We start from the raw sequence: 19,135 nt of genomic DNA, 5'->3' as shown, positions 1-19,135 counted from the left end.
TTATTTAGTACCTACATAAAATGCCTTAGCAAAAGGTTCTAATCCACTATTTTTTAAATTTACTATATAGAAATATGTTCCGTTTGGAACTTTTTCGGCTTTACCAATAGACGAGTTATGAGCGAACCCATTCCAGTTATTTTTGTAATCGGAATTGTCATAAATTTTTGCTCCCCAACGGTTGAATATTTGTAGTTCTACAACGAAATCACAATTTTCAACACCTGTAATTTTGAAAAACTCATTGTAAGCATCGCCGTTTGGAGTAACTACTTTTGATATTACTACATCTTCTCTTCCACAAGGATAAACTATACAATCAATTAATTCTAGATTTAATTCTACAGAGGTTAAACATCCTCCATCAGTAAATCCATAGCTGAATTTATATGTGCCTAATTCTACGTTAGCTGGATCAAATAAGTTGTCATCCAAGGTAGCATTACCCTCAACAATAGTCCATTTGCCACCTAAATCAGAATTACTTAAATAGTCATTTAAATCTATAGTTCCTTCATCAGAACAAGCTGTCTCCTCCATTGAAGAAACGAAGTCTAATAGCGTTACGGTAATTGTTTGAGTATAAACCTGCTCATTATTACAGTCATCTGACACTGTCCAAGTTCTAACAATTTCGTAATCAGAAGGATTGTTTTCGTCTAAAGAATTTGTTTCGGTAAATTCAACATTAACACCAGACGAACAACTATCTATAAATTCAACTTCTGGTACTTCTGGAATAGTATCACAATTAATTGAAATAGAAGGTGAAATGTTTATTGTTGGTTGCGGTGCTTTAGTATCTTGAACCGTTATGGTTTGAGTATGTTCTGTAATTAAACCGTTTTGGTCTGTTGCTAACCATTTACGTTCTAAAATATAGTTTCCACTACAAGAGCCATCAATTTTAGTTTCAGTGAACTTAACATCCACACTGCCACAAGGGTCTGATGCCGTTAGAACTGCAGGCGTTGGTATGCTATCACATTCATAAGTACCATCTTCTGGTAACGACTCAACAAATTCTGGATTTACGTTATCTTCTACTGTTACTAGTTGCTTACAAGTTGCTGTATTTCCGGATCCATCAATTACTGTCCATGTTACAATAGTATCTCCAAGAGGGAAATCATTTGGAGCATCGTTGGTGATTGTTGTTTCTGTACAGTTGTCATTAACAGTTGGTGAACCTAAATCGATATTGTCAATATTCGTAGTACATTTATTAGCATCAATACTTACCGTTACAGGTTCAGCACACTCTACGAAGATAGGTTTGATGTTATCAATTACTGTTACCGTTTGCTCACAAGTTGTTGTATTACCAGAACCATCGGTTACTGTCCATGTTACGATAGTATCTCCAAGAGGGAAGGTATCAGGCGCATCGTTAGTCACAGTTGTTTCGGTACAGTTGTCATCAACTGTTGGTGTTCCTAAGTCGATGTTAGCGATATCCGTAGTACATCCGTTAGCATCTACATTGACTGAAACAGGAGCCGCACATTCCACAAATGTTGGGTCGATGTTATCAATAATCGTTACTGTTTGCTCACAAGTTGTTGTATTACCAGAACCATCAGTTACTGTCCATGTTACGATAGTATCTCCAAGAGGGAAGGTATCAGGAGCATCGTTAGTCACAGTTGTTTCGGTACAGTTGTCATCAACTGTTGGTGTTCCTAAGTCGATATTAGCGATATCCGTAGTACATCCGTTAGCATCTACATTGACTGAAACAGGAGCCGCACATTCAACAAATGTTGGGTCGATGTTATCAATAATCGTTACTGTTTGCTCACAAGTTGTTGTATTACCAGAACCATCAGTTACTGTCCATGTTACGATCGTATCTCCAAGAGGGAAGGTATCAGGCGCATCGTTAGTCACAGCTGTTTCGGTACAGTTATCATCTACAGTAGGCATTCCTAAGTCGATATTAGCGATATCCGTAGTACATCCGTTAGCATCTACATTGACTGAAACAGGAGCCGCACATTCAACAAATGTTGGGTCGATGTTATCAATAATCGTTACTGTTTGCTCACAAGTTGTTGTGTTACCAGAACCATCGGTTACTGTCCATGTTACGATAGTATCTCCAAGAGGGAAGGTATCAGGTGCATCGTTAGTCACAGTTGTTTCGGTACAGTTATCATCTACAGTAGGCATTCCTAAGTCGATATTAGCGATATCCGTAGTACATCCGTTAGCATCTACATTGACTGAAACAGGAGCCGCACATTCCACAAATGTTGGGTCGATGTTATCAATAATGGTTACTGTTTGCTCACAAGTTGTTGTATTACCAGAACCATCAGTTACTGTCCATGTTACGATCGTATCTCCAAGAGGGAAGGTATCAGGTGCATCGTTAGTCACAGTTGTTTCGGTACAGTTATCATCAACTGTTGGTGTTCCTAAGTCGATGTTAGCGATATCCGTAGTACATCCGTTAGCATCTACATTGACTGAAACAGGAGCCGCACATTCCACAAATGTTGGGTCGATGTTATCAATAATCGTTACTGTTTGCTCACAAGTTGTTGTGTTACCAGAACCATCAGTTACTGTCCATGTTACGATAGTATCTCCAAGAGGGAAGGTATCAGGTGCATCGTTAGTCACAGTTGTTTCGGTACAGTTGTCATCAACTGTTGGTGTTCCTAAGTCGATGTTAGCGATATCCGTAGTACATCCGTTAGCATCTACATTGACTGAAACAGGAGCCGCACATTCAACAAATGTTGGGTCGATGTTATCAATAATCGTTACTGTTTGCTCACAAGTTGTTGTGTTACCAGAACCATCGGTTACTGTCCATGTTACGATCGTATCTCCAAGAGGGAAGGTATCAGGTGCATCGTTAGTAATGGTAGTTTCGGTACAGTTATCATCTACAGTAGGCATTCCTAAGTCGATATTAGCGATATCCGTAGTACATCCGTTAGCATCTACATTGACTGAAACAGGAGCCGCACATTCAACAAATGTTGGGTCGATGTTATCAATAATCGTTACTGTTTGCTCACAAGTTGTTGTGTTACCAGAACCATCGGTTACTGTCCAAGTTACGATGGTATCACCAAGCGGGAAGGTATCAGGTGCATCGTTAGTCACAGTTGTTTCGGTACAGTTATCATCAACTGTAGGTGTTCCTAAGTCGATATTAGCGATATCTGTAGTACATCCGTTAGCATCTACATTGACTGAAACAGGAGCCGCACATTCAACAAATGTTGGGTCGATGTTATCTATAATCGTTACTGTTTGCTCACAAGTTGTTGTGTTACCAGAACCATCAGTTACTGTCCAAGTTACGATGGTATCACCAAGCGGGAAGGTATCAGGTGCATCGTTAGTCACAGTTGTTTCGGTACAGTTATCATCTACAGTAGGCATTCCTAAGTCGATATTAGCGATATCCGTAGTACATCCGTTAGCATCTACATTGACTGAAACAGGAGCCGCACATTCCACAAATGTTGGGTCGATGTTATCAATAATCGTTACTGTTTGCTCACAAGTTGTTGTGTTACCAGAACCATCGGTTACTGTCCATGTTACGATAGTATCTCCAAGAGGGAAGGTATCAGGTGCATCGTTAGTCACAGTTGTTTCGGTACAGTTATCATCTACAGTAGGCATTCCTAAGTCGATATTAGCGATATCCGTAGTACATCCGTTAGCATCTACATTGACTGAAACAGGAGCCGCACATTCAACAAATGTTGGGTCGATGTTATCAATAATCGTTACTGTTTGCTCACAAGTTGTTGTGTTACCAGAACCATCGGTTACTGTCCAAGTTACGATGGTATCACCAAGCGGGAAGGTATCAGGTGCATCGTTAGTCACAGTTGTTTCGGTACAGTTATCATCAACTGTAGGTGTTCCTAAGTCGATATTAGCGATATCTGTAGTACATCCGTTAGCATCTACATTGACTGAAACAGGAGCCGCACATTCAACAAATGTTGGGTCGATGTTATCTATAATCGTTACTGTTTGCTCACAAGTTGTTGTGTTACCAGAACCATCAGTTACTGTCCAAGTTACGATGGTATCACCAAGCGGGAAGGTATCAGGTGCATCGTTAGTAATGGTAGTTTCGGTACAGTTATCATCTACAGTAGGCATTCCTAAGTCGATGTTAGCGATATCCGTAGTACATCCGTTAGCATCTACATTGACTGAAACAGGAGCCGCACATTCAACAAATGTTGGGTCGATGTTATCAATAATCGTTACTGTTTGCTCACAAGTTGTTGTGTTACCAGAACCATCGGTTACTGTCCATGTTACGATCGTATCTCCAAGAGGGAAGGTATCAGGTGCATCGTTAGTAATGGTAGTTTCGGTACAGTTATCATCTACAGTAGGCATTCCTAAGTCGATATTAGCGATATCCGTAGTACATCCGTTAGCATCTACATTGACTGAAACAGGAGCCGCACATTCAACAAATGTTGGGTCGATGTTATCAATAATCGTTACTGTTTGCTCACAAGTTGTTGTATTACCAGAACCATCAGTTACTGTCCATGTTACGATAGTATCTCCAAGAGGGAAGGTATCAGGAGCATCGTTAGTCACAGTTGTTTCGGTACAGTTGTCATCAACTGTTGGTGTTCCTAAGTCGATATTAGCGATATCTGTAGTACATCCGTTAGCATCTACATTGACTGAAACAGGAGCCGCACATTCAACAAATGTTGGGTCGATGTTATCTATAATCGTTACTGTTTGCTCACAAGTTGTTGTGTTACCAGAACCATCAGTTACTGTCCAAGTTACGATGGTATCACCAAGCGGGAAGGTATCAGGTGCATCGTTAGTCACAGTTGTTTCGGTACAGTTATCATCTACAGTAGGCATTCCTAAGTCGATATTAGCGATATCCGTAGTACATCCGTTAGCATCTACATTGACTGAAACAGGAGCCGCACATTCAACAAATGTTGGGTCGATGTTATCAATAATCGTTACTGTTTGCTCACAAGTTGTTGTGTTACCAGAACCATCGGTTACTGTCCATGTTACGATAGTATCTCCAAGAGGGAAGGTATCAGGTGCATCGTTAGTCACAGTTGTTTCGGTACAGTTATCATCTACAGTAGGCATTCCTAAGTCGATATTAGCGATATCCGTAGTACATCCGTTAGCATCTACATTGACTGAAACAGGAGCCGCACATTCCACAAATGTTGGGTCGATGTTATCAATAATGGTTACTGTTTGCTCACAAGTTGTTGTATTACCAGAACCATCAGTTACTGTCCATGTTACGATCGTATCTCCAAGAGGGAAGGTATCAGGTGCATCGTTAGTCACAGTTGTTTCGGTACAGTTATCATCAACTGTTGGTGTTCCTAAGTCGATGTTAGCGATATCCGTAGTACATCCGTTAGCATCTACATTGACTGAAACAGGAGCCGCACATTCCACAAATGTTGGGTCGATGTTATCAATAATCGTTACTGTTTGCTCACAAGTTGTTGTGTTACCAGAACCATCAGTTACTGTCCATGTTACGATAGTATCTCCAAGAGGGAAGGTATCAGGTGCATCGTTAGTCACAGTTGTTTCGGTACAGTTGTCATCAACTGTTGGTGTTCCTAAGTCGATGTTAGCGATATCCGTAGTACATCCGTTAGCATCTACATTGACTGAAACAGGAGCCGCACATTCAACAAATGTTGGGTCGATGTTATCAATAATCGTTACTGTTTGCTCACAAGTTGTTGTGTTACCAGAACCATCGGTTACTGTCCATGTTACGATCGTATCTCCAAGAGGGAAGGTATCAGGTGCATCGTTAGTAATGGTAGTTTCGGTACAGTTATCATCTACAGTAGGCATTCCTAAGTCGATATTAGCGATATCCGTAGTACATCCGTTAGCATCTACATTGACTGAAACAGGAGCCGCACATTCAACAAATGTTGGGTCGATGTTATCAATAATCGTTACTGTTTGCTCACAAGTTGTTGTGTTACCAGAACCATCGGTTACTGTCCAAGTTACGATGGTATCACCAAGCGGGAAGGTATCAGGTGCATCGTTAGTCACAGTTGTTTCGGTACAGTTATCATCAACTGTAGGTGTTCCTAAGTCGATATTAGCGATATCTGTAGTACATCCGTTAGCATCTACATTGACTGAAACAGGAGCCGCACATTCAACAAATGTTGGGTCGATGTTATCTATAATCGTTACTGTTTGCTCACAAGTTGTTGTGTTACCAGAACCATCAGTTACTGTCCAAGTTACGATGGTATCACCAAGCGGGAAGGTATCAGGTGCATCGTTAGTCACAGTTGTTTCGGTACAGTTATCATCTACAGTAGGCATTCCTAAGTCGATATTAGCGATATCCGTAGTACATCCGTTAGCATCTACATTGACTGAAACAGGAGCCGCACATTCCACAAATGTTGGGTCGATGTTATCAATAATCGTTACTGTTTGCTCACAAGTTGTTGTGTTACCAGAACCATCGGTTACTGTCCATGTTACGATAGTATCTCCAAGAGGGAAGGTATCAGGTGCATCGTTAGTCACAGTTGTTTCGGTACAGTTATCATCTACAGTAGGCATTCCTAAGTCGATATTAGCGATATCCGTAGTACATCCGTTAGCATCTACATTGACTGAAACAGGAGCCGCACATTCAACAAATGTTGGGTCGATGTTATCAATAATCGTTACTGTTTGCTCACAAGTTGTTGTGTTACCAGAACCATCGGTTACTGTCCAAGTTACGATGGTATCACCAAGCGGGAAGGTATCAGGTGCATCGTTAGTCACAGTTGTTTCGGTACAGTTATCATCAACTGTAGGTGTTCCTAAGTCGATATTAGCGATATCTGTAGTACATCCGTTAGCATCTACATTGACTGAAACAGGAGCCGCACATTCAACAAATGTTGGGTCGATGTTATCAATAATCGTTACTGTTTGCTCACAAGTTGTTGTGTTACCAGAACCATCGGTTACTGTCCATGTTACGATAGTATCTCCAAGAGGGAAGGTATCAGGTGCATCGTTAGTCACAGTTGTTTCGGTACAGTTATCATCTACAGTAGGCATTCCTAAGTCGATATTAGCGATATCCGTAGTACATCCGTTAGCATCTACATTGACTGAAACAGGAGCCGCACATTCCACAAATGTTGGGTCGATGTTATCAATAATGGTTACTGTTTGCTCACAAGTTGTTGTATTACCAGAACCATCGGTTACTGTCCATGTTACGATCGTATCTCCAAGAGGGAAGGTATCAGGTGCATCGTTAGTAACAGAAGAAACTAAACAATCATCACTTGTAATTGGTGTTCCCAAAGTTATTTCAGTTCCATTAATTGTACAATTTTCTGAAGTAACTTCAAGTGATATATTTGCAGGACATTCTATAGTTGGATTTGTAATGTCTGGTATTGTAGTAATTTCGACAATCTGATTAAAAGTACAGCCATTAGCATCTACGGCAATAACATTATAACTTCCTTCAGTTAAATCTGAGAATGTTCCGTTATTTTGATAGTTACTACCATTATCTATAGAGTATGAGTAAGGTGGTATACCGCCATCAGCTTCTACCGTTACTTGACCTGTTGAATTACCAAAACAATCTACGTTAGTTTGATCGGTAATGGAAGCAGAAACCTTAGTATCTGGTTCAATAATAGTAGCGGAATTGGTTGTACTACAACCGTTGGCATCAGTAATTGTAACAGAGTATGTACCAGCTACAACGTTTATTAAATCTTCCGTTTCAGCCCCATTATTCCATAGGAATGTATATTGCGCAGTACCACCGTTAACAGCAAGATCTAATGATCCTGTAGCATCATCTCTACATAATATATTAGTAACAGCAATAGCCGAACTTAATAGGTTAGGCTCGTTAACAGTAATAGTTGTACTTGTAGTACATTGAGTTGTTGTATCTGTAACTGTAATGGTATAATCGCCCGCGGGTAAATTATTAACAGCTGTTGTTGTATTAGGTAAAGAATCCCAAGCATAGGTGAAATTCCCAGAACCACCAGTAACGGTAGCATTAATACTTCCGTTGTTCTCTCCAAAACATTCAGCAGGCGTAGAGGTACCAGTTACAGATAAATTTAAACAAGACCCTGGGTTAACCGTAACTGTGGTTTGGTCTGTACAATTATTAGCATCCGTAACAGAAACAGTATAAGTTCCAGCACTAAGATCTGAAATACTACTTGTAGTTTGACCACCAGGCGACCAAGCATATCTGTAAGGTTCAACACCACCAGTTACAATAGCTGTAGCAGTACCATCTCCAGTAGCAGGTCCTAATTCATCGGTAGTTGTAGCTGTAACATTTAACGCATTACTAGGTTCTGTAATAGCAATAGTTTCTTCAACGGGCTGACATACGGTTCCATCTATAGTTACACTAACCGAATAAACACCGGCAGTAGCATTTGCAAGTGTACTTGTTGTTACTCCAGTATCCTCTTGCCCGTTAGACCAAGTAAAGGTAAATGTAGCAGAAGGGTTAGCGTTAGATTTAGCAGTTACTGTTCCAGAACCAGAAGTATCACCCGTACAAAGTACATCGGTAACATTAGTAATAGCGATTTCAGCATCACAAGTGTTTACACACTCAATAACAATACTTTGAGTTAATTCGCAACCATTAGCGTCTGTAACAGTAACGCTATGGGTTCCATCAGCTAATCCAGTAACTTGAGCCGTTGTAGCATTGCCCGCAGAAGCGCTCCATAAATAAGTATAATCTGCAGATCCACCAGAAACAATAGCCGTAGCTTGCCCATTTGAGCAACCTTGTGCAGTAGTAGCATCTACTTTAGTAATATTTAAACTTAACGGACTTGTAGGTTCAGAAATGGTAGCACCTACAGAAGTTGTACATCCATTAGCATCTGTAATGGTAACATTATAAGCTCCAGCAATTACGTTAGATAAATCTTCGGTGGTTGAGTTGTTAGCATCATTCCAAGCAAAGTCGTATGGTTTTGTACCACCATTAACTGTAATATCAATATCACCAGTAGCTTCGCTGTTACATAATACATTGGTTGTTGATGAAATAGTAGCTTCTAAAGCATTGCTTGGTTCTGTGATGGTTATTGCTTGATTAAAAGTACAGCCATTAGCATCTACGGCAATAACATTATAACTTCCTTCAGTTAAATCTGAGAATGTTCCGTTATTTTGATAGTTACTACCATTATCTATAGAGTATGAGTAAGGTGGTATACCGCCATCAGCTTCTACCGTTACTTGACCTGTTGAATTACCAAAACAATCTACGTTAGTTTGATCGGTAATGGAAGCAGAAACCTTAGTATCTGGTTCAATAATAGTAGCGGAATTGGTTGTACTACAACCGTTGGCATCAGTAATTGTAACAGAGTATGTACCAGCTACAACGTTTATTAAATCTTCCGTTTCAGCCCCATTATTCCATAGGAATGTATATTGCGCAGTACCACCGTTAACAGCAAGATCTAATGATCCTGTAGCATCATCTCTACATAATATATTAGTAACAGCAATAGCCGAACTTAATAGGTTAGGCTCGTTAACAGTAATAGTTGTACTTGTAGTACATTGAGTTGTTGTATCTGTAACTGTAATGGTATAATCGCCCGCGGGTAAATTATTAACAGCTGTTGTTGTATTAGGTAAAGAATCCCAAGCATAGGTGAAATTCCCAGAACCACCAGTAACGGTAGCATTAATACTTCCGTTGTTCTCTCCAAAACATTCAGCAGGCGTAGAGGTACCAGTTACAGATAAATTTAAACAAGACCCTGGGTTAACCGTAACTGTGGTTTGGTCTGTACAATTATTAGCATCCGTAACAGAAACAGTATAAGTTCCAGCACTAAGATCTGAAATACTACTTGTAGTTTGACCACCAGGCGACCAAGCATATCTGTAAGGTTCAACACCACCAGTTACAATAGCTGTAGCAGTACCATCTCCAGTAGCAGGTCCTAATTCATCGGTAGTTGTAGCTGTAACATTTAACGCATTACTAGGTTCTGTAATAGCAATAGTTTCTTCAACGGGCTGACATACGGTTCCATCTATAGTTACACTAACCGAATAAACACCGGCAGTAGCATTTGCAAGTGTACTTGTTGTTACTCCAGTATCCTCTTGCCCGTTAGACCAAGTAAAGGTAAATGTAGCAGAAGGGTTAGCGTTAGATTTAGCAGTTACTGTTCCAGAACCAGAAGTATCACCCGTACAAAGTACATCGGTAACATTAGTAATAGCGATTTCAGCATCACAAGTGTTTACACACTCAATAACAATACTTTGAGTTAATTCGCAACCATTAGCGTCTGTAACAGTAACGCTATGGGTTCCATCAGCTAATCCAGTAACTTGAGCCGTTGTAGCATTGCCCGCAGAAGCGCTCCATAAATAAGTATAATCTGCAGATCCACCAGAAACAATAGCCGTAGCTTGCCCATTTGAGCAACCTTGTGCAGTAGTAGCATCTACTTTAGTAATATTTAAACTTAACGGACTTGTAGGTTCAGAAATGGTAGCACCTACAGAAGTTGTACATCCATTAGCATCTGTAATGGTAACATTATAAGCTCCAGCAATTACGTTAGATAAATCTTCGGTGGTTGAGTTGTTAGCATCATTCCAAGCAAATTCGTATGGTTTTGTACCACCATTAACTGTAATATCAATACCACCAGTAGCTTCGCTGTTACATAATACATTGGTTATGGTATCGATTGATGCTTCTAAAGTTGGTTGATTTACCGTAATTGTTTGCGTATGGACATTGGTTAAGTCACATTCATCAGTTGCGGTCCAAGTTCTTTCTATAGTATAACTTCCTGTACATATATCACCAGTTTCTTCTTCTTCAAAAACAACTTCAGCAGTACCACAAGCATCAGTAGCCGTTAGCGTAGGAGCAGTAGGAATATTATTAATGTTAACTGTTTCATTTGTTGGTAAATTTTCTACAAATACAGGCGCCGTATTATCTTCAACTGTTATAGTTTGTGTGTGTGATACTGTTAGGTCACATTGGTCTGTAGCAACCCACGTTCTTGTTAGTGTATAATTTCCAGGACAAGACCCATCCTCTTTTGTTTCAGTAAAAGTAACATCTGCGGTTCCGCAATTATCTGTTGCTTGAAGATTTGCAGGTTCTGGTACATTGCTACATTCTACAGTTGTGTTTTCCGGTAACGGATTTGTGAATTCTGGACCAGTAGTGTCTTCAACAGTAATAACTTGTATATAATTAGCTATTGTAGCACCACACTCATCTATAAAATTAAAAGTATTTGTATAAGTTCCATTATTTCGGCAGGTTCCATCAGAAACAAAAGATCCAGCAGTTTTAATTGGGGTTAAATTGTCACATGATACCTCGGGCAGTAATGCTTGAACATTCTCTAATTCTGCTGAATTATTACATTCAATAGTCCTATCTAATTCTCCAACTTGACTCACCCAACTCGCACTAGGTTGGTTTATATTTACTACGAAGGGTTCTAAGTTTTCTACATTACACTCATCAACAGCCGTAGAACTAATGGTTGTTTGTTCTTCTGGGTTAATTGCACCAGTGTAAGATGCTGTGAATTGTAAATTAAAATCTAAATCACAAGATTCTTCTAAAAAAAAGCATTCATCTTTTAAAATAAAGTCGAAATCAAGATTTAATATATTACCATTACCATTACCATTTCCCAATGCATCAAGAAGTCCATCTTCAATTTGGAAGGTTAGTGTGTTGGAATTGAATGTGTACGTTACTCCATCAGGTAAATTATTAACTCTTATATTTTCTACTTGTGGAGCAACAGGAGTTGTTAAAATAAAGTTTTTAACATTATCATTGCCAGTATTTTGAATGTTAAAATTAAAATTAATACTATCTTCTGGATCAAAATTAGACGTACTAGAAGTCGTAGTTAAAACCATTGGGCTAACATCTGGTTTATAAACTTCTATTGCTAAACCTAATAAATATAATCCATAAACCTCTTGGTCAGAAGTCATTCTGAAAGTTGCAGATGTCTGATTATTTGCTATTAATCTATTACCGCTATTATCTAAACTAAATAATGCAGCGTCAAAACCTAATGTATTTGTACTAGCTGGGTTTCTATCAATATAATTATTGTTACCTACAGTAATTCTACTATTAAAAAAGTTGTTAGTATCTCGCTGCGGAGCATCAATATCAACAAAATTGTTTGATGTATTTCTGATTTGTAAACGGTCACCACTTAAGTCTCTATCGCCTTCTAACCCTCCAATTAATACATTTGATTGTACAGGACCATTAGAAATAGTTTGAAATCCATTAAAATTTATATTAAAATTGTTTTGAGAACTCGTAATATGTGCATAACCATCAAATACAGTAATGTTTTTCTGTACTAAATCTGGACTTTCATAAACAAAAACAATTTGCCAACCACCAGAAGTCCCAGCATTAATATTACCATGTGCAATTAGCTCGCCGGTTTTAGCTTCAACATTTGCGACTTGATACTTGCCAAAGGGTGTTGAAAGGTTTTGAACTAAATTGGTTATATCTTTAACACAAATATATGGATCATTCGAAAAATGGAAATTACGACCTCTATAAATTACTTCATCTGCAGTTATGGTTGTATAATTCGACTGACCTGGAGTCATTAATTTCACATCATTATAATTCCAGTTAGGCTCATTATCTCCATTTGTAGAGGGTTCTCTATCGGCGGCGGCCCAATATAAATAAGCTTTAATAACAGATAAACAAGTAGCACTAGGTTTTGGGTTAGTAAAATTAGCACTACTAGAGTTAAATGTACTATTATCGTTATCAATATCTACATAAACATTATCTGTGTAATCGTGATTATCGTTGTTTCCGTTGTAATTACCTGTTGATGTTCTAGATAGTACGTTATTTGCTACCATACCAAAATCTCCCCTTACAACTTGATTAAATCTAGGGCTAAATTGTTGTTGTACTTGTGAAAAAACAGCAGTTGCACTTAAAAAAATAAATACAACTACTGCCAATTTTTTAATACTAAAAATAGTAATATTTCTCATAAATCCATTTTTTTGAATAACTCGTAATCGCACATGTATTTAGTTAACCTTTGTTGGGTCTTGTACTAAAGATTTCATTGTTATTGATGATGTATAATTTCCTTCCGCATTAGAAGCTTCAATACGTGCGCAATTCCAAGCAGATTTTTGTGCGTTTTCTGGAGTGATTTTCTTCAAGTAAAATTTAACAGCGCTATTATTGGCAACTGTAACCTCACTAATTTGTTCGGTTTGATTTAGGTTATAAAATTCAAAATTAAAATCTGTCTGCAACTCAAAACCTTCCTCGTTACAATCTATATTTTCACTTGTTAAAGTAAAGGTAATTGAGTCAGATGTATTGTTTGCGACTTGTAAAATATAAAAGTGAATTTTTTCTGTATTTGGCTTATCACTTTTTTCAGTAATAGTTAATTGAACGTCCTGCAGAGCGGATAACATGCTCACTCCAGTTAACATAAACTCAGCGCCGTTTTCGGTTGCCGATTTAAAACTTCTGTCTTTGTGCACCGTTAATGTCGCGCTACAGTTTTGAGTGTTTATTGTGGAGTTCTTTTTTTGTAGCGAAGTACCTCCAATAAACATAGTTAATACTAAAACGTAAAATACTTTCATAGATTATTTTTTTTGGTGAAGGTGATAGCACACCATGTGATCTTAAATTATTTATATTTTGTCGAGAATAGAGTTTTTTTTGTTAATAGCAATTTGATCGTAATATTTCATGCTTCAGGCATGTGAGATTTTGTCCACAAATATATAACAATATTTCTCTTTATATCTACTTAAATACACTCATTTACTACTTACATAATCATTTACAATATTGTGACCCTAGTAATAGAAATTAGTCACATGTGTAATAGATTGAAAATCAGTAATTTAATTGTTATTAATTGTTGTGTTCATGAATTATGTGTTAAAAAAAAATAATGTTACTAAATAAGTACGTGCTTTTTATTTGTTAGAGATTTTTTGGCATATATTTAATTATCATTTTAAATGAACAAATAAATTGATTTTTATCGAGAAAAACAACTTTTTATCGGTAAAATTCAACATTTAATCGAGTATTTTGAAAAAATTAATTTTAATAAGACATGCTAAATCCTCATGGGAGTTTAACTTAAATGACCATGAAAGGCCTTTAAAATCTAGAGGTATAACAGATGCTAATTTAGTTTCTCAAAAATTATGTTATACCTTGAAAACCATAGATTTAGTTCTTTGTAGCGATGCACAACGTACCAAGTTAACCGCAGAAATCTTTATATCCGCCTTAGGTTTAGACGAAAATTTGGTAAAATTCAATCCAGATTTATATGATTTTTCAGGAGAAAATCTAGTTCGAGTAATAAAAAATGTGCATCATTCGGTTAATAATTTAATGGTATTTGGTCATAATCATGCTATTACCGCATTTGTTAATTCTTATGGTACAAAGTACATAGATAATGTACCTACAAGTGGTGTAGTTATTATTGAATTTGATATCGAAAATTGGAGTGCTTTAAAACCTGGTAAAACTTTAAAAACGATATTTCCTCGCGATTTAAAGTAGCCAATTCTATTTTTACATTTATAGCAATAATTTAACATTAAAATGTTTAAAATTTAATTATTCCTTCTTAATAAAATATCAATAATTTGCTCTAAATAGAATATATTTGTTTTTCATATTAAAAATTAAATTATAGTTAATGACTAAACCTGAAATCTCAACAAATAACAGTTATGTAAATAGAGAAATAAGCTGGTTGCAATTTAACGCAAGAGTGTTGCAAGAAGCTGAGGATGAGTCGGTTCCTTTAATAGAAAGATTGCGTTTTTTAGGTATATTTTCCAATAATTTAGATGAGTTTTTTAAAGTAAGATATGCTACTGTAAAACGTATTGTAGAAGCTGGTAAAGGCGGAAAAAGTGAACTTGGTGGTATTAAAGCAAAAGAATTGCTAGAAATAATTACTCAAATTGTTATTAAGCAACAAAGTGAAAGTGTTAAAATACTGCGTAATATAGATAAAAAGTTAAAGGAAGAAAATATTTATATTATTAATGAAACTCAAATTGATGAAGCACAAAGTGAGTTTATAAAACAATATTTTCTTAAAACGGTTAGTCCAGCTTTAGTTACCATTATACTTAATGATTCGGTTGTACTACCAAATTTAAAGGATACTGCTGCTTATTTAGCAGTACGCATGCTAATGTCTGGCGATACAAAGCAATTTGCATTAATAGAAATTCCTAAATCAGTTGATCGTTTTGTGGAATTGCCAAAGAAAGGCGATAAGAACTACATTATTATGGTAGATGATGTTTTGCGCTATTGTTTGGGAGATATCTTTAATATTTTTGAATACAAGGCTATTTCTGCTCACATGATCAAGATTACTAGAGATGCAGAGCTAGATTTTGAAAGTGATTTAAGTAAAAGTTTTATCGAAAAAATATCGGATAGTGTAAAACATAGAAAAATAGGTGAAGCTGTAAGGTTTGTTTACGATAAAACTGTTCATAAAGAAACGCTTCGCTATTTTATGTCTAAAATGGGTATCGATGATACTGATAGTATTATCCCAGGAGGACGCTATCATAATAAAAGAGATTATATGGGATTCCCAAGTTTAGGAAGAACAGATCTTTTATATGATAAAATTGAGGCACTACCAGTTAAAGGATTAAGTATGCAAGACAGTATATTTAATGCCATCAGTAAAAAAGATTATTTGGTACATGCGCCATATCAAACATTCTCTTATATTGTTAAATTTTTAAGAGAAGCAGCCTTAGATCCAAAGGTGAAAACCATTAAAATTACAATTTACCGTCTTGCAGAAATATCACATGTAGCAAGTTCTTTAATTAACGCTGCAGTTAATGGTAAAGCTGTTACCGTATCAATAGAGCTTCGTGCTAGGTTCGATGAGCAAGCTAATATTGATTATGCCCAACAAATGAAAGAAGAAGGTATCAATTTAATATTTGGTGTAACAGGTCTTAAAGTGCATAGTAAAATGTGTGTTTTAGAGCGAGAAGAAGGCAAAAAACTAAAACGATACGGGTTTATAAGTACTGGGAATTTTAACGAATCTACAGCAAAAATTTATACGGATTATACGCTTTTTACTGCTAATAAAAAGATTTTAAGGGATGTAAATCAGATTTTTAGCTTTTTTGAAACCAACTATAGGGTGTATAAATATAAACACTTATTGGTATCTCCTCATTTTACAAAAAGTAGCGTTTTTAAATTGATTGATAATGAAATTGAAAATGTAAAGGAAGGTAGAGAAGGGCTTATTAGATTAAAAATGAATAGCATTTCAAGTTATCCAATGATTGATAAATTGTATGAAGCTAGTAGAGCCGGAGTAAAAATACAAATGATAGTTAGAGGTATTTGTTGCTTAATTCCCGGTATAAAAGGCATGAGTGAAAATATTGAAATTATTAGTGTGGTCGATAAGTTTTTAGAGCATTCTAGAGTTTATATATTTGGAAACAATGGCGATGTTAAACTATATATTTCTTCCGCAGATTGGATGACTAGAAATATTGAAAATAGAGTAGAAGTAAGTTGCCCTATTTATGATGAAGATATTAAAAAAGAAATTATAGATACCTTTAATATTAGTTGGAATGATAATGTTAAAGCGAGAGTTTTGAATGATTCTCAGGAAAATCAATATCTTGTAAACGATAAGCCAAAAGTAAGATCTCAATTTGCTATTTATGACTATTACCTTAATAAATTAGAAAACTAATATGCTTTCAATAAAAAAATATGCTGCCATAGATATTGGTTCAAATGCTGTAAGACTGTTAATTTCAAATATAATTGAACAAAAAGGAAAGCCTGTTGAATTTAAGAAAAACTCACTTGTACGTGTACCAATTCGATTAGGGGCAGATGTTTTTATAAAAGAAAAAATTTCTAAAGAAAACACGCAGCGTATTCTAGATACTATGCTTGCTTTTAAACTACTTATGAAATCTCATAAGGTGGTAAAATATAAAGCTTGTGCTACCTCTGCAATGCGAGAATCTAAAAACGGGAAAAAAGTAGTAGACTTGGTTTTAGAACATGCTGGAATAAACATTGATGTTATTGGAGGCGAAGAGGAAGCTGCAATTATTGCGGCAACCGATTTAAATAAATTTATAGATGCAAACAAAACCTATTTATATGTGGATGTAGGTGGAGGAAGCACCGAATTTACTGTTATAGATAGAGGAGATCAAGTAGTTTCAAGATCTTTTAAAATAGGAACCGTACGTTTATTAAACGATATGGTAAAAAAAGAAACTTGGTTAGAGTTGCAAGAATGGATTAATACGCACACAAAAGACTATCATAAAATTGATGTTTTAGGTTCTGGTGGAAATATTAATAAAATTTTCAAGGTATCTGGTAAGTCAATGGGGAAACCACTTTCTTATTTTTATATGACCTCGTATTACAACATGTTACAAACCTATTCCTACGAAGAGCGTATAACAGAACTTTCGTTAAATCAAGATAGAGCCGATGTAATTATTCCTGCTATGCGTATATATCTTTCAGCCATGAAATGGGCTGGAGCAAAAAATATATATGTACCAAAAATAGGTCTTGCCGATGGTATTATAAAAAGTATATATTATGATACCGTTTCTAGTAATACACAGTAAAATTTTGCACTTTGGCTTGTATAGTTGTTGTTTTTTAAATTTATGATATATATTCGTACGCTATAGTACCATTAATAATAACCCAAATCTATTAATAATGTAAAACCTATGTTTATGTTGCTTTAACTTCATAATCTTTGGGCTATTAGCATCTGATAGATTAATTTAATAAAAATACAGATGAAAAAATTACTACTATTAACAGTGTTACTTGGTTTTTCATTTCAAGGCTTCTCTCAAGAAGACAAAGAGGTTAAATCTGCCAAAAAAGTTAAGGATACTGTAAAGGTTCAAGAAAAGTGGTCGGCTTCAAGCGGAATTAAATTCGGTATTAGAGCAGGGTATACCATTTCTCATTTAGATTTCAAAGATGAACCTTTTTTTAGTAATGTACACAGAAATAGTTTGTATGTTGGTTTCTTAGCTAATATTGGTATGTCGCGTACTTTATCTATCGTGCCAGAAATTCAGTTTTCTGCCGAAGGTGCCAATAAAGAAGAACTTCATTTAGATTATATACAAATGCCAATTCTGTTTAGGTTTAGATTTAGCGAGAAATTCCATGCAGGCATCGGTCCACAAGTAGGATGGAAGGTTCAAAAAGTTGACGACGGTATGAAAAACATGGGATATTCGGCAGTTATTGGTGCCGATTACAAAATTAATTATGCCATTGTTGTAGATGTTAGATATAACTATGGTATTAGAAATGTATTCGATGATAACTTAGGTATCGAAGCAAAAAATAGAAATATTCAATTAGGTGTCGGTTACAAATTTTAACCGTGTATAGCTTCGCTAGTTCCTAAATTTGAAATTATTTCAGCCTCATATTCAAGAAGTTGTTGCCATTTGGTATCAACTTCTTTTTTTTCACCATATAGTCTGGCAAAACCTAAAAACATAGTGTAGTGGTTGGCTTCACTAACCATTAAATTTCTATAAAATTCGGCTAATTCTTTATCTTCTAATTCTTCTGAAAGTAACCTGAAACGCTCGCAACTTCTAGCCTCTATTAGTGCTGCATATAATAAACGATGCACTAGTTGTGTTGTTCTACTACCACCTTTAGGAAAGAATTTTAAAAGCGCGATAACATAATCATCACGTCTATCTCTACCTAATACCCAACCGCGTTCTATAATTTTATCGTGTACCATTTTAAAATGACTAATTTCTTCTTTTACTAAAGCCGTCATTTCTTGTACTAACTCTGTGTATTCAGGAAAACTTACAATAAGCGAAATAGCTGTACTTGTTGCTTTTTGTTCGCAAAAAGCATGATCGGTAAGTATTTCTTCAATGTTTTTCTCTACAATGTTTACCCAACGTGGATCGGTTGGTAGTTTTAATCCTAACATAA

General features: G+C 36.2%; 7 protein-coding genes. 4 read left to right on the top strand and 3 right to left on the bottom strand.

Going from position 1 to position 19,135, the window contains the following annotated elements; genetic code table 11:
* Together AAFN75_RS16195 and AAFN75_RS16190 are read right to left on the bottom strand one after the other, a co-directional pair.
* Positions 1 to 13,098 (bottom strand): HYR domain-containing protein, encoded by a 13,098-nt coding sequence (locus tag AAFN75_RS16195; protein WP_411807340.1) that lies wholly within the window; start codon positions 13,096 to 13,098, stop codon positions 1 to 3.
* Between the two features lie 39 nt (positions 13,099 to 13,137).
* Positions 13,138 to 13,713 (bottom strand): hypothetical protein, encoded by a 576-nt coding sequence (locus AAFN75_RS16190; RefSeq protein ID WP_411807339.1) that lies wholly within the window; start codon positions 13,711 to 13,713, stop codon positions 13,138 to 13,140.
* Between the two features lie 460 nt (positions 13,714 to 14,173).
* Here AAFN75_RS16190 and AAFN75_RS16185 point away from each other — a divergent pair, with 460 nt between their 5' ends.
* The 4 genes from AAFN75_RS16185 (at position 14,174) to AAFN75_RS16170 (ending at position 18,555) form a co-directional block, all read left to right on the top strand.
* Positions 14,174 to 14,659, top strand: coding sequence for a SixA phosphatase family protein (locus AAFN75_RS16185; protein ID WP_411807338.1), 486 nt, complete (start codon positions 14,174 to 14,176; stop codon positions 14,657 to 14,659).
* Positions 14,660 to 14,798: 139 nt separating this feature from the next.
* Positions 14,799 to 16,865, top strand: a complete 2,067-nt coding sequence (ppk1, locus tag AAFN75_RS16180; RefSeq protein ID WP_411807336.1) for a polyphosphate kinase 1 — start codon at positions 14,799 to 14,801, stop codon at positions 16,863 to 16,865.
* A 1-nt stretch (position 16,866) separates the two neighbouring features.
* A complete protein-coding gene (locus AAFN75_RS16175; RefSeq protein WP_411807335.1) occupies positions 16,867 to 17,772 on the top strand; it encodes a Ppx/GppA phosphatase family protein in 906 nt (301 codons plus the stop codon).
* Positions 17,773 to 17,952: 180 nt separating this feature from the next.
* The gene (locus AAFN75_RS16170) at positions 17,953 to 18,555 is read left to right on the top strand and encodes a porin family protein (protein ID WP_411807334.1); all 603 of its coding nucleotides are present in this window, start codon (positions 17,953 to 17,955) and stop codon (positions 18,553 to 18,555) included.
* Here the strand turns inward: AAFN75_RS16170 and AAFN75_RS16165 are convergent.
* Complete coding sequence (locus AAFN75_RS16165) at positions 18,552 to 19,133, bottom strand: tRNA-(ms[2]io[6]A)-hydroxylase (RefSeq protein WP_411807333.1); 582 nt, start codon at positions 19,131 to 19,133, stop codon at positions 18,552 to 18,554. The genes AAFN75_RS16170 and AAFN75_RS16165 overlap by 4 nt on opposite strands.
* Positions 19,134 to 19,135 lie beyond the last annotated feature (2 nt).

Source organism: Algibacter sp. AS12, assembly GCF_046736315.1.
Lineage (GTDB): Bacteria > Bacteroidota > Bacteroidia > Flavobacteriales > Flavobacteriaceae > Algibacter_B > Algibacter_B amylolyticus.
The sequence above is the reverse complement of the archived record's forward strand: the minus strand, read 5'-3'. Positions and strand labels throughout refer to the sequence as shown.

Excerpts from the sequence above, each read along its gene's own strand:
- AAFN75_RS16190 (WP_411807339.1), bottom strand. The coding sequence starts at position 13,713 with ATGAAAGTATTTTACGTTTTAGTATTAACTATGTTTATTGGAGGTACT.
- AAFN75_RS16170 (WP_411807334.1), top strand. The coding sequence starts at position 17,953 with ATGAAAAAATTACTACTATTAACAGTGTTACTTGGTTTTTCATTTCAA.
- AAFN75_RS16175 (WP_411807335.1), top strand. The coding sequence starts at position 16,867 with ATGCTTTCAATAAAAAAATATGCTGCCATAGATATTGGTTCAAATGCT.
- ppk1 (WP_411807336.1), top strand. The coding sequence starts at position 14,799 with ATGACTAAACCTGAAATCTCAACAAATAACAGTTATGTAAATAGAGAA.
- AAFN75_RS16165 (WP_411807333.1), bottom strand. The coding sequence starts at position 19,133 with ATGTTAGGATTAAAACTACCAACCGATCCACGTTGGGTAAACATTGTA.
- AAFN75_RS16195 (WP_411807340.1), bottom strand. The coding sequence starts at position 13,098 with ATGAGAAATATTACTATTTTTAGTATTAAAAAATTGGCAGTAGTTGTA.